Genomic DNA, 13,204 nt, shown 5'->3' on the forward strand with positions numbered 1-13,204 from the left:
GATGTCTTCGATCCAAATTCAGGATGTCACCAAGAGCTTCGGTGATTTCAAAGCCGTTAGCAACATTTGCCTCGACATTGGGGAAGGCGAATTCGTCGCGCTGCTTGGCCCGTCAGGCTGCGGCAAGACCACGACTATGAACATGATTGCCGGCCTGGAGGATCCAAGCGAGGGCTCGATCCTCTTCAACGGGCAGGATCTTTCTCGCACACGGATTCAGGACCGGAACATCGGTTTCGTCTTCCAGAATTATGCAATCTTCACGCATCTCACCGTGTTCAAGAACCTCGCCTACGGCCTTTCTGTCCGTCACCTTCCCAAACAGGAAATTGAGCGCCGCGTAAAGGCCATGGCAGACCGGATGGGACTTTCCCATCGGCTCGACCAGAAGGCGTCGACCCTTTCCGTTAACGAGATGCAGAAGCTTGCAATCGGCCGCTCGGCAGTTGTCGAGCCGCGCATCTTCCTGCTTGATGAACCGCTCTCAAACCTCGATGCCGCGTTCAGGGCTTACATGCGGGCAGAGCTTAAGGTGCTACAGCGCGAATTCGGTCAGACGATGATCTACGTCACACATGACCAGATCGAGGCCATGAGCTTGGCCGACAAAATCGCAATCATCGATAGGGGCAGGGTGATGCAGTATGGCGCCCCGCTTGAAGTCTACAATAATCCGACCAATCGTTTCGTCGCCAATTTCGTTGGAAGCCCTCGCATGAATCTTCTTGACGGCGAGGTAGTAAACACCGGCGGAAGTACCAAGCTGGCCATCGAGACTGGACTTGAGATCCCTTTGTCGGGTCGTGTTGGCGTAGATATTGCATCGCATAAATCTACTAGAAGACTTTCCCTCGGCATCCGGCCGCAGGACATTTACCTCGGTGAAATGCGCCACACCGACGACATTCCGCTCTCAGGAACCGTAGAGGAAGTAGAACGGATCGGGCCGAAGCGGCTAGCGTATATCAAGGCGAATGGCACGCGATTCCTAGCAATAGACGAGCGCGATCACATGACCCCGGGCAGCGAAGCGAAATTTTTTCTCTCGGCCGAGAAGTGCATGGCATTCGACGGCGCGACCGGTGAACGAGTAGGTGGACGGGTTCAATGAACGCAATAGAAATCAACGGCGCATCAAAGCACTATCCGAATTTTACGCTAGGTCCGATCGACTTGGCTATCGGCCAGGGCGAATTTTTCGGGATTTTCGGGCCACCGTCGTCCGGCAAAACCTCGTTGCTCAAGCTCATTCTTGGTCTGGTCAACTTCGATAGCGGGAGGGTTACCCTCGGCGGAACGGACTCCGCGAGACTGGAAGTTTCCCAGCGAGGCATCTCCATGGTCTTCCAGAACCTGGCGCTGTTCCCCAATATGAGCGGTCGCGAGAACATCATTTATCCGCTCATTGAGCGAAAGACGTCAAAATCCGAGATCGACGCACGACTAGATGCTGTGGCTGAGGTGCTGCATATCAGTCATATCTTGCACAAGAACCCCGCGCAAATGTCCGGCGGCGAACGCCAACGAATTGCGCTCGGACGCGCCCTCGCTGTGAAGGGTCGCGCAATATTGCTGGACGAGCCAGTCTCTGCGCTAGACGCGCGCCTACGGGAAGAAATGCGCATCGAGCTTAAGCGGCTGCAACGTATGGAAAAACAAACCTTTGTCTACGTCTCTAACGACGAGGAAGAGGTGATGGCTGTCTCTGACCGAGTTGCGATCATGGACAAAGGACAGATCATCCAGATTGGGCCGCCAGACGAGATCTACAACAGGCCAAACTCGATCTCAGTCGCGAAGCTGGTCGGATCACCTCCAATGAACCTCTTCCCGGGACATCTGTCAGATGACGGTGCGCGTTTCGAATCTCCAAGCTTTACGATGTCCCTCGACTTTCCGCGTACAACTCATGCCGGCGCAGCGGTAACCCTCGGCGTAAGGCCGGAAGATATCCACCAGACGTTGGACACTGGCATGGCATGCCCTGGTATCTCAGTCAGCTCAACGGAACCGCTTGGGAGCCATACGATCGTGAATGCAACGATCGGAGGGCAATTCGTAAAAATTCGCACTTCCGGAAGAATTGTCGTGGCAAGCGATCTGAGCGCCCATGTGACCTTTGATCAGCGGCGTCTGCATCTCTTCGATACCGATGGAGGACGAATTTGACACTCCCGCCCATGAGACGAGCCACTTAGGGGTAGCTGCCAAGCAGAACAGAGGCACAATCTGAATTTTTAGAACTGATGCGTTGCACGAGCTCAACAACAAAAAGGAAGGTGGAACATGGACGGTGAAACAATGACAATCAAGGGAGCTTGTCCCCAGGACTGCCCCGACACCTGCGCGTTTATCTATACAGTGAAGGATGGCCGGCTGATCGATGTTAAGGGTGACCCCAAGCATCCGGTCACCCGTGGGCGCCTGTGCATCAAACTGAACGATTTCACGGCTCACCATTATAATCCCGACCGAATTCTTTACCCGATGCGACGCGTGGGACCTAAGGGGGCAGGTGAGTTCGAAAGGATAACCTGGCAAGAAGCACTTGATGAGATCAAAAGGCGGTGGACTGCGATCATCGACGAATACGGCTCGCAGGCGATCATGCCCTGCAGCTACCTCGGCCAGCAGGGCGTTTTGAACGGGATCAGTGTTGGCGACGCCTTTTTCAACCGGCTCGGCTCAACGGTTGCTGAAAAAACGTTCTGCGGCGTCGGTCGAGATGTCGGAACCCACCTCTCCATCGGCGCTAGCGAAGGCGTTGACCTCGAAAGTACGGTTCATTCAAAGTATATTGTTCTTTGGGCAATGAACACGTTGAGCACAGGATCTCACCATTGGCCATTTATCGACGAGGCTAAGAGAAACGGTGCCAAGCTGGTCGTGATCGATCCGCTGCGCAGCAAGACGGCCGCGCAGGCCGATTGGCACATCCGTATTCGGCCAGGCACCGATGCCGCGCTTGCCCTGGGAATGATGAATGTCATCATTACGGAAGATCTTTTGGATCATGACTATGTCGAGAAATATACGCTAGGCTACGAGGAGTTGGCGGCGCGGGCTGCCGAATACTCGCCCGAGCGGGTATCGGCCATCACTGGCCTTCCCGTCGAGGACATCCTTACATTTGCGCGTGAGTATGCGACATCCGGAGCGAGCTTCATCCGCCTCGGAACCGCTGTCGAACGCCATCGCAATGGCGGAGATGCCGCTCGCGCCATCAGTTGCCTGCCCGCGCTGACTGGTGCATGGCGCCACGTCGGGGGTGGATATCTCGGGATTTCGCTGAATGCGTTCCCAATGAAATGGGACGCAATGTGCCGTCCGGATTGGATCCGGGAAAGTGTGCGCGTCTTCAACCTCAACAGCCTCGGCACGGCTCTACTCGAGGCCCAAGACCCGCCGATTAAGTCTTTGATGGTCTACAACAGCAATCCCGCTGTGCAGGCCGCAGAGCAGGAGCGGATCAAGAAGGGTCTGGCCCGGGACGATCTTTTCGTCGTGGTAAGCGAGTTGTTCTTGACCGATACGGCCCGATTCGCCGACATTCTGCTTCCCGCCACCATGCAAGCAGAACAGACAGACTTGATGTTCTCATGGGGGCACTTCTATTTCTCATACAACAACAAAGCGATCGAAGCGCCCGGCGAGGCGGTCCCCAACACCCAGCTATTCAGGCTACTTGCGGAGACCATGGGCTTCAATGAGCCGGAATGGGCCCGAACCGACGAGGAAATGATACGGGACTTCATCGACTGGAACTCCCCGTTCATGGAGGGTATTACACTCGAGAAGCTAAAAGAAACCGGGTACATGCGAGTCCGAATCGGCGATAAGGACTTGCGCGCGCCGCATGCGCGAGGAAATTTCCCGACACCGTCCGGCAAGTGTGAATTCGTGTCAAGCACGGCTGTTCACGGTAACTTCGTGCCCCCGCCGTTTCGCGCTGGCTACAATGGCTTTCAGGACGGCGGCTACATCGACCCGGTTCCAAACTACATGCCGCCCTTCGAGTCTCCCGAAAGCTCGCCCGAACTGGCGACCCGCTTCCCGCTCAATATCGTAAGCCCTGCTGCGCATGGCTTTTTGAATTCCCAATACGCCAACGAGCCGAAGCAAATGCGCCGTCAAGGCGATACCGTCGTAATCATGCATCCGGCTGATGCTGAGGCGCGCGGGATCACAGAGGGAGATGCGGTCAGAGTGTTCAATGACAGAGGTGAGTTCGTCGGATCGGCCCTAGTCTCCAACGACACAATGCCGGGCGTCGTGGCAAGCTATCTTGGTCATTGGGCATCGAATTCAAGGTCGAACAGCGCTGTCAATTCGATAAGTTCAGACCGCCAGGCGAACCTCGGTAGAGCACCGACCTTTTCCGACAATCTCGTCGAAGTGACAAAAGTCCAGGCAGTCTAGGAGATCATTACATGCCTTACGTTGTTACCGAAAACTGTTCTGGGTGCCGCTTCACGGATTGCGTGGAGGTTTGCCCGGTATCCTGCTTTCACGGAGACGGTGATCGAGTCTACATCGATCCCGGCGCTTGCATCGACTGTGGGGCTTGCCTGCCACTTTGCCCTGTTAAGGCGATATACGAAGACTATGACCTGTCCGGCGAGCAGGAAAAGTGGATAGAGTTGAACGCCGAAATGGCGTCAACGCTGCCCACCATTCGCAAAAAGCTACCCTTGCTAGAGGGCGCAGAAGCACGGAGGGCATCTTTAGGCTTCTGAGGCTCCGTTCACCAGGACGCATCGATGAGGAAGATGAGAACGCGAATGGAACTCGATTCTAAAGCTTCACTGGATTGTGATGACCCGCAGACTTTCAAGTCGGCGAAGCCTCGACCACTGATGGATCTTGGCGAGGCAATCGCCATTGCGAAGGCAAGCACCCGACCCATCTCTCACGTCGAAATCGTCCCCCTTTCCAAATCCTACGGCCGTAGGCTTGCACGGTCCGTACAGGCAGGATTGGACCTGCCGCCATTCGATCAATCGGCAATGGACGGCTATGCGCTGGCGGGTCCGGCAAGCAGCGGTCGCTACAAGCTCGTGCGAAACGATGTCGGGTTGGCAGGTGATGATCCATCCGACCTGCGACGTGGCCAGGCTGCGAGAATATCAACAGGTGCTCGCATACCAAAGGGCGCTGACCGGGTCGTCCTACAGGAACACGCGACCCTCCTCGACGGCCGCTTGATCGTCCCTCATGAGGTTACGCGGCCCGGAGCCAACATTCGATCATTCGGAGAAGACGTACGCCTGGGCGACACGATTTTGCCCAGGGGCCATAAAGTTAACGCCCGTAGCATTGCGATGCTCGCTGCGCAGGGTCTTGAGAGGATTGAGGTGTTGAAGCTGCCCAAAGTGGCGGTTGTCTCGTGCGGCAGCGAGCTTAGACAGCCCGGCGAGGCTCTCGGCGGCTCGGAGCTCTTCGACAGCAACCGCCAGATGCTAATGGCCCTTGCGACTGAAGCTGGTGCACATGTCATCGATGCGGGATGTTGCACCGATAACCTCCAGTCATTATCCGCGCTTCTGAGCGAGCTCTCGAAGAACAATGATCTGGTTGTAGTCAGCGGGGGCACTTCGGTCGGTGAGGCCGACCTTACATCCGCTGCACTTGATGACGCCGGAGCTGAAGTCAGACAGCTTAAGATCGCGATGAAGCCCGGGAAGCCCGCTCTCATCGGTAAGCTCGCAAACGCAACCATCGTGGGTCTTCCGGGCAATCCGGTAGCGGCCTTTGTCTCTTGGCAGGTGCTCGTGCGGACAATGTTGGCAATGCTGCACGGGTTACAACACGACCCCCTCTCTGGGTGGGAGGCCCTTGTCGCCAGTGAATTAAATCGGCGGCCTGGTCGGACAGAATTCGTCCCAGCGTCTATCGTGGTTCAAGGAGACGAGAAGATTCTTAAATTCATTGGCCCGGCCGGATCAGGACGCTTGTCTCCTTTGTGCCAAGCCGATGGTTTCGCGCTAGTTGAATCTCACCGTGGAACCGTTCGCGTGGGAGAAAAGGTCATATTCCTTCCATTTCGAGACGGCGACGTTCTTCAAACTTGGTGAAACAGTATCTACACTCCTCGGCTGACAATGTTGAATGAGGTGACTAACGGATGTCATATGGTTCATGACGCCATCTGTCGTGGCTGATTTAGATGAGGAAGCGAAGGAAGGCCCAACCATGGAATTAACGTTGACGCTCGACGCAAACTCGAAAAAGTCGCTTCAGACCCAAGTGTTCGATCAAGTGCGATCGCTAATTCTCGATGGAAGGCTTCAGGCGGGTATGGCACTTCCCCCGACGCGCGTGCTTGCCGAGAAGATGCGTCTTTCCCGCAACACCGTGATGATCGCCTACGAACGCCTTGCCGCTGAGGGCTATGTCGAGACACGCGGTACCGCAGGTGTATTCGTGACGTCTATTCCTCCTGACGACCTCCTTGTCATACGTGGATCGACGAGTGGCATTCAGAGTTCGGAAACGACAGTCCACCTCTCCGATGAGCCGCTCCTGTGTTTTGCTGGCTCTCCCGGTGGCGGCGGCGACAGACCTCATCTCGATTTCTGGCCAGGCCGCTCGGCGGCGAGTGCATTCCCTCTCCAAATCTGGCGTCGGATCGTGTCAAGATTGCTGGCGAACGAGCCACAATACTTCACGGATTACTGTGATCCGGCTGGCCTGCCAAAGCTGCGGGCGGCCATCGCCGATCACTTGGCGCGCAGCCGCGGCATGCATGTGACAATGGACCAGATAATCGTCACAGCTGGAGGCCAGGATGCACTGAACCTGATCGTCAGTCTGCTGCGGACTTATACCCGCCAGCTTTGCATCGAGAACCCATGTTACCTTGGTGCATCGATGCTATTCAGGGCCGAGACAATCCCGATCGAGGCTGTGCCGGTGGACGGTGAAGGCATTCGCACGGAACGGCTTCCAACAACTCGAGGGAACCTGCTTTACGTCACGCCCTCCCATCAGTTTCCGACCGGAGTAATGATGTCGCTCTCTAGGCGATTAGCTTTGCTGCGTTGGGCAGAGGATACCGAGAGTTACATCATAGAGGACGATTATGACAGCGACTTCCGCTACGATGGACCGCCGCTGACCTCGCTCGCGGGTCTGGACGGTGGCCGAAGAGTCTTCTACGCGGGAACCTTCTCAAAGTCGGTAGGGGCAGGGGTCCGGATGGGGTTTGCGGTCGTGCCGCGGGCATTCTGGGACGAAGCACGTATGATGAAGGCCCAGATGAGCAATGGGCAATCATGGCTGGAGCAATCCGCGCTTGCCGAGTTCATTGCTGACGGACATTTCGATCGGCATCTGCGCAAGCTACGAATAATCTACAAGTCACGACGAGATTGCTTGGTTGAAGCGCTTCAAAAAACCTTCGGCGCGCCGATCATCTCGGGACACGATGGTGGTTTGCATTTCGTTTGGAAACTTCCGCAGGGTATGCCGAGAGCTCGAAATCTGCAGGTCAAAGCCCGTGCTTATGGGATCGGAGTTTATGCACTTTCTAGCGGGAGTGCGTTCGATTTCGACGACTCCGCGCCGGATAATATGCTTATGTTTGGATATTCCTCACTGACCGAAGCCGAAATTGGCCGAGCAATCGCGCAGCTTGGCGAGCTGTTTGCAGGCGACGAAATATTAAATCGACGAAGGCGCGACTTTCCAGGGGCGGGGGCCGGTAATGTCCAACAAACACGGGCGCGTATTTAGGCCGTACACGATATCTGCACTTGGAGGTGCACTGAACGGCGCTCATTGGCGAGCTTAGATTTGCCTGGTACCATCGTCAACGCGCCGATTGGAACTTTTTAGAGATTATCGCCGTCGGTAAGCTTATATTGAACAGCTGCCTTAGTGCAGCGCCCAAAATGGGCAAGCGGCTCTGCGTGCTACCTGAATCCGGCGCGCGGCTATCGTTTAGAGCAGACTCCATCCAAATGCGACCACACTAGAGAATTGGCTCAACAAGCTCAGTGGAATTAATCGCAATACAAGGCAAAGCTCTTGCTTTTGGAAAGGGTATCGGTTCGGCGAGGGTAAAATCTTGGCTGCTTGGCTATCAAAGATTAATACGATCTGCGCTTCCGAAAACTTCGAGGCATTTATCGAATTCTCCTCTTCTTCCCATCAGGGATCATAAGTGGAAAATTCCAGTTCTAAATGGCCTAATTTAATGGGGGCATGTCAGCAGGGCCTATATGCTGCCTGGATCTGTGGAGATCGTCATAGGCAGTGTAGCCCACATTCTTGGTTCGGAACTCGATCATGCGCACCATGGCAGTGAGATTGTCAGCGACGTTCTAGTTGGCGACCCTGTGGGGTGAAGGTCGAGTCAGCGACCTTTGGTGCCGCCAACGGCCAGGCCATTCATCTTGTCGTCAAGCATCACAACAGGGATTAGGGCACGCCCATGATTAGCTGCCGCAACTCGCCTTGTCTGTGGTATCCTTTTTGATCACGGGTATTTCGTTGCGTCCAACTCGGCCATTGCGCAGCAGTGCGTTTGCTCGGACGATGAGCCTTCGCATGATGACCGTGATGGCGACCTATGGCGGATTTGCGCTGGTGATATTTGGCGCGTCCATCCGAGTTGAGGCGGCATGCCACGACGGTGGACATCTAGAGTGCATGACGGACCAGTTTCAGGACATCGTTGAACGTCTTTTATTAGCGGGCGTCCGGTTCTCGGCTTCGTACATCGAGAACCGGACGCGCCTCGTAGATCTTTTTTCTTTCATTTACGATGCCAGAGGGAATTTTGTCGGTGCCAAGCTCCACATTGCGGTTCGAATTCTCTCGGCTGGCCAGCGAAGGGCGCCTTTCCTCAATGCTTTGAACCGTGTCACGAACCAGATTTTCTTTTGGCAATTCCGATTTTCGAATTCCAACAGCTGGTTGCGTCGCGGCAACCGCCCGCCTAACGGGCAGTGCCACATCCGCCGAGGCTAGGCGAGGCCTCCGAGAGAGACGGGTGGCGTCGTGATGATCGTCCAAAGAGCGGCTCGCGTTTTCTCCGCCTGGTGTCACATTAGATGGCATCCAATCCATTGGTTCATACTCTTCAGCGACTGACATGGTTTCTCCTTCTCGTTCGCGACAACAATTAAATCCATGAGTCACCGGATTCACAACCGGGAAGCTGGTTTCATAAGTAATATGACTGAAGCATCTTAAGAGGAAAGTCCTATTAAGGCCGAAGCGTCGGCGCCGCGCACCACAGCCGATATGTTCGTGATCATCCATCAGACCTGCGGGGCCGACGCAACATTGTGCTTCGTCGCGAGTCGCTACGGTTCTCGGCCAAAACAACTCTTTAGCTTGACGCGAATGACGTCTCAGAGGGCGCCTAAAGAGGCGGTTGTCCGGCCTTTCAAATACCGTGCACTGCAGGTCGAGTTAAAGAACTGAAACGCCCGTCGGACAAGAAGATGATAGCGAGCGGAATCCTGAAGGAAGCGCTCTTTCTGGTGCCCAAAAAAATCTGTTGGCTCGCTCTCTCTTCTTCCATATCAGAGAATGCCCGCCACGACCTGATCGCGTGCTCGCAGACGACATTCAGGCCGCTGTCCTAGAACGCCCACTTACGGCTATCCGCGTGCCCATGCCATCTGGCGTCGAAATGCCGGGAAATTCAGGGGGCCCGCAATAGGGATCGGACCAAAATATCGAGAATCGTAAGAGCATCGAAATCAGAGCGGAGAAACACGCAACCGTCGGGGACTACGCCCCAGCATAGGGCGCCAGTGATCAACCTTTCGTCCGATGAATCGGGGAGCACTCCATGAAGGCACTGCCACACGGGCCAAAGTGATACGACCGAGGACAACCGTCCGATCGATCTCGACATGCTGCCCGGCTATCGCGGCGACCGTCTTGATCAATGGCGAATATTCGTTGCATCGATGCCCTTATGTGTGGGTATTGTTCTAGGTGACCGACTCATTAGGTCACAACAGATACGAATTGATACAAACTGGGCGGCGGCGAGGACGTTATGATCGCGCTTGTCGTATCGAGTTGTGGCTGAACGTAGTGGTTTGAAGTGTTGAAAAAATCGACTGCTTTGTACTTCCTGTAGAGCCTTAGCTGAGACGGAGAATACTCACCTTTGTCGGCATGGGGCGGATGCTACCCCATCGCCAACGGCCTTGAGGTCCTGCCGCAACTGGTCACTGTCACAAGCGCGATCGGCCAGAAGATGTTCCTAGCCCGAACGGTCTCCAACATAACGGCTGCCGAGCGTCCGTCATGAGCCTGGCCTACTGTCAGTTTCAATCGGATTGGACGGCGGTCTGCCTCGCCCAAAGTAAGGACTTTGGTATCAGCCCGCCACGCGAGCGATCCATGCGATTGGATCGCTCGTCTTTTTTGACCGTTGCGGCGTGTTAATGCAAGCGGATCGATGAGCTGTCGATCATCTGGATATCGCCATCGTAAGCTTCGGTTATTGCGTTGAGAATACGCGACCAACGACCCGCACGATGCCATCGATCGAAGCGGTTTACGCAGGTCGTATAATGGCGGTATGGAGCTGATTATCTGCCCAGGGCGCAAATCACCGGATCGAATTGCGTAGCCCGCAGGAGATATCGCGCTACCCAAGCGTCGCTGGAAATCGTGCTCACAACAGGTGTGTCGACAACATCGGTTGATATTTTGACAGAGACGGAATGTTACAAGGTCTAAGGGATACGAAGCTTGGGGAGGCGACGGGCCGGGTGAACATCCTGGCGCTTTCGATCGCGTTATAGACCCGGCTCCACGCTTGTACGGCGCAGCATGCTGGTGGAAGCGGATGCAACACCAATCCACCATGATGATCTCCCCGGCGTAGTGCCTTATATGAGCCTCAAGCGGGCGATTCTGCACAGCAACACTGCCATCACAAAGGTAGCACCCAACACTTTGCGAAGCTTTATATTTCAAGGCCGCCTGACCCGCGCTGCCTTTTTACCTCAAAACGAGCTCGCTCTCGGGCGTCGGGCGCATCACGTTTGCTTATCGTTCTTGGCGCTTCTGGAGCACTTTGTCCAGCCGTCCCATTCGTAAGTTGACTGCTACTGGTTGTCATCTGCGCAGCAGAGTTTTGACGCTCCAGTTCCTCGCCGTATGCGATCATCTCGGTCAGGCTTAAACGTTTACTGATGGCTCTTTCAAAAGCCTGTACGCCGCCTTCACGAAGAATTTCGTCGGGGTCTTTCCCACCCGGTAGCAATGCGAAACTCATGCTCTTGCCTTTCTCACCGGATCCAGTTTCGTTGAGATAAGCGAGAGTGTGTTTTGCAACGTCGACGCTGGCCTTCCGCCCGGCCTTGTCTCCATCGAGGCAAACGAGCACATGATCGTTGAGACTAAAGAGCTTGTCTAGTTGGGTCCGACTGATGGCGATTCCTATAGGTGAGACGGTCTGCTTTATCCCTGCCTTGTGTAACGACATGACATCGGTGTAGCCCTCGACAACAATCAGTTCTCGTGTTTTACGAATGGCCTCCTTAGCAAGATGGTGCCCCCATAATAGTTCGGACTTCTTGAAGATATCTGTATTTTTTGAATTCCAGTATTTTGGTTTTCCCTTCGGCGGATCTCCTATCGATCGGCCTGTTAAACCTACGACATCTCCCTTATCGTTGCACCAAGGAAATATAATTCTACCTCTTAAATAACTATACGCGGCGAACATTCTGTGGCTGCTTATTGCATCTCTTTTAGTAACGTCCTCTTTGTCCAGATATTTTACGAAAGATTCTGCAGGAAAATACCCTACTTTGAACGCCGGGTCAGGCTTCCAGAGGCCGCGTTGAGAAAGATATTCTCGAGCTTTCTTATTAAGCGGTTCCTTTCCCGAAGCCTCAACAACTCGATCGTTGAGAAGACTATCCTGGAACAATTGGGACGCTAGCTCGACGTTTTGCTGCATATAGTGGTGTTCGGCCAGCCGAATAAGGATGTCTTCCTCTGACATCTCCGGCGACGCTGGTCGCGTGCGAGCTTCTCGGTCGCTAATTGCGACGCTGGGCGCGGCAGTCCGCGGACGCCAAAGTCGGTTTACCGGCTCAGCCCTAAATGCGCCGTTGCGGTTAACCGCAACGTAGTCATTCACGGCAGCTTGCCAACTTTTCTTTCGCATGATCTTTTGAGCGAAATCTTCACCGCCTCCGTGCACTTGACACCCCCAACATTTGTAAGCACCAAAATGTCCCAGATTGTCGTTTATCTCGAATGACGGGTTCTGGTCGTCGTGATCCGCAGTGGGACAATTAGTTTTCCACTTACCTTTGCCGCCTGGAATCAGCTCTCGGCCGGTATAGAACCGTACCATGTCCGAAAGGCGTAGAGTAGCTGGCTCCCTATGTTCGCTGTTTGAAGCACTAGTACGGTCAGTGTTGCTCTCGCCTTCTGTCAGCAAAGGCGAATTCCGATTTTGCTGCGGGACTGGAGCCCCCAAGATTCTGCGAATAGGCATGTGAGTGTGATCCCTGTGGTCTTATACGGGGCCTCGTCTTCCAACTATTAATAATGTTGCAGCATTTGCCGGCAACATCTTATGGACTATAATTGCATCTGTAACGATCTGGTGGTTAGAATCGGACATACCGCGCAAATGGACGTCTAAAGCGTCGTCGAACGTATTTTAAAATTTGTCTCAACCTCAATGAGATGCCGCGGAAAGGTCATTCCGAACGCGGGACCGGAAGGGAGGTCGCTATTATCCCAATTCACTTGTCGGAGCGTCAAAGCTCCCCATAGCTTCCAGGAGAGCTGTAATTGCAGGGCCGAATTGGCCTCCGGCCCTAACCAGTATCCAAAGTCACTTGCTGGACAAGATTGACCTGGACCCTGCTGTCGCTACTGAAGAGTCAGTAGAAATAGCCCAGGTTTCCGCTAGAGCAGATGAGCCAAACCGAACTCACCCTCGCGCTTTTGAGGTGCGCACCCAATCTCGCAGCTTCTTGGCCCTAAAAGATTCTGCGAGGCTAGGCCGCCGTGCAATGGCGATTCTCAACGCAAGATCGCCTCCGCCTGCCCCCAAGCGGGCTTGAAATCTTACGGAGACGGCACCAAACATGATCGCCGCGAGGATGAGGTAGCATCTTACGCGGCATGGCTGTCTTTGTAGATCGCGGCATTGTGTCGGTTTGATAGTGATTGCTACGGTATCCCTTGATGTGGATTTCCTCAA

Annotated in this window: 8 protein-coding genes; 6 read left to right on the forward strand and 2 right to left on the reverse strand. The window is 54.6% G+C overall.

What is annotated here, in order from left to right; genetic code table 11:
• Position 1: 1 nt before the first annotated feature.
• The 6 genes from F3H58_RS23575 to pdxR all read left to right on the forward strand — a co-directional run bounded on the left by F3H58_RS23575 (position 2) and on the right by pdxR (position 7,734).
• Positions 2–1,111, forward strand: coding sequence for an ABC transporter ATP-binding protein (locus F3H58_RS23575; RefSeq protein WP_188129047.1), 1,110 nt, complete (start codon positions 2–4; stop codon positions 1,109–1,111).
• Positions 1,108–2,169 (forward strand): ABC transporter ATP-binding protein, encoded by a 1,062-nt coding sequence (locus F3H58_RS23580; RefSeq protein ID WP_149743975.1) that lies wholly within the window; start codon positions 1,108–1,110, stop codon positions 2,167–2,169. The genes F3H58_RS23575 and F3H58_RS23580 overlap by 4 nt, the downstream gene beginning before the upstream one ends.
• Before the next feature lie 117 nt (positions 2,170–2,286).
• On the forward strand, positions 2,287–4,419 hold the full coding sequence (locus F3H58_RS23585) for a molybdopterin-containing oxidoreductase family protein (RefSeq protein WP_149743976.1): 2,133 nt from the start codon (positions 2,287–2,289) through the stop codon (positions 4,417–4,419).
• Between the two features lie 11 nt (positions 4,420–4,430).
• Positions 4,431–4,736 (forward strand): ferredoxin family protein, encoded by a 306-nt coding sequence (locus tag F3H58_RS23590; protein WP_149743977.1) that lies wholly within the window; start codon positions 4,431–4,433, stop codon positions 4,734–4,736.
• A gap of 45 nt (positions 4,737–4,781) precedes the next feature.
• On the forward strand, positions 4,782–6,074 hold the full coding sequence (locus F3H58_RS23595) for a molybdopterin molybdotransferase MoeA (RefSeq protein ID WP_188129048.1): 1,293 nt from the start codon (positions 4,782–4,784) through the stop codon (positions 6,072–6,074).
• 64 nt (positions 6,075–6,138) lie between these two features.
• Complete coding sequence (pdxR, locus tag F3H58_RS23600; RefSeq protein ID WP_149743979.1) at positions 6,139–7,734, forward strand: MocR-like pyridoxine biosynthesis transcription factor PdxR; 1,596 nt, start codon at positions 6,139–6,141, stop codon at positions 7,732–7,734.
• A 957-nt stretch (positions 7,735–8,691) separates the two neighbouring features.
• On the opposite strand, the gene F3H58_RS23605 is transcribed toward pdxR, so the two are convergent.
• Entirely contained in the window at positions 8,692–9,267 is a 576-nt protein-coding gene (locus tag F3H58_RS23605; protein ID WP_149743980.1) for a hypothetical protein, read from the reverse strand.
• A gap of 1,672 nt (positions 9,268–10,939) precedes the next feature.
• Positions 10,940–12,343 carry a toprim domain-containing protein gene (locus tag F3H58_RS23610; protein ID WP_188129049.1) on the reverse strand — a complete coding sequence of 468 codons (1,404 nt, stop codon included), beginning with the start codon at positions 12,341–12,343 and terminating at the stop codon, positions 10,940–10,942.
• Positions 12,344–13,204 lie beyond the last annotated feature (861 nt).

Source organism: Rhizobium sp. NFACC06-2 (assembly GCF_900101425.1).
GTDB classification, from domain to species: domain Bacteria; phylum Pseudomonadota; class Alphaproteobacteria; order Rhizobiales; family Rhizobiaceae; genus Agrobacterium; species Agrobacterium leguminum.

Coding starts and splice junctions, on each gene's coding strand:
- F3H58_RS23575 (WP_188129047.1), top strand. CDS start 2: ATGTCTTCGATCCAAATTCAGGATGTCACCAAGAGCTTCGGTGATTTC.
- F3H58_RS23580 (WP_149743975.1), top strand. CDS start 1,108: ATGAACGCAATAGAAATCAACGGCGCATCAAAGCACTATCCGAATTTT.
- F3H58_RS23585 (WP_149743976.1), top strand. CDS start 2,287: ATGGACGGTGAAACAATGACAATCAAGGGAGCTTGTCCCCAGGACTGC.
- F3H58_RS23590 (WP_149743977.1), top strand. CDS start 4,431: ATGCCTTACGTTGTTACCGAAAACTGTTCTGGGTGCCGCTTCACGGAT.
- F3H58_RS23595 (WP_188129048.1), top strand. CDS start 4,782: ATGGAACTCGATTCTAAAGCTTCACTGGATTGTGATGACCCGCAGACT.
- pdxR (WP_149743979.1), top strand. CDS start 6,139: ATGACGCCATCTGTCGTGGCTGATTTAGATGAGGAAGCGAAGGAAGGC.
- F3H58_RS23605 (WP_149743980.1), bottom strand. CDS start 9,267: ATGGATGATCACGAACATATCGGCTGTGGTGCGCGGCGCCGACGCTTC.
- F3H58_RS23610 (WP_188129049.1), bottom strand. CDS start 12,343: ATGGTACGGTTCTATACCGGCCGAGAGCTGATTCCAGGCGGCAAAGGT.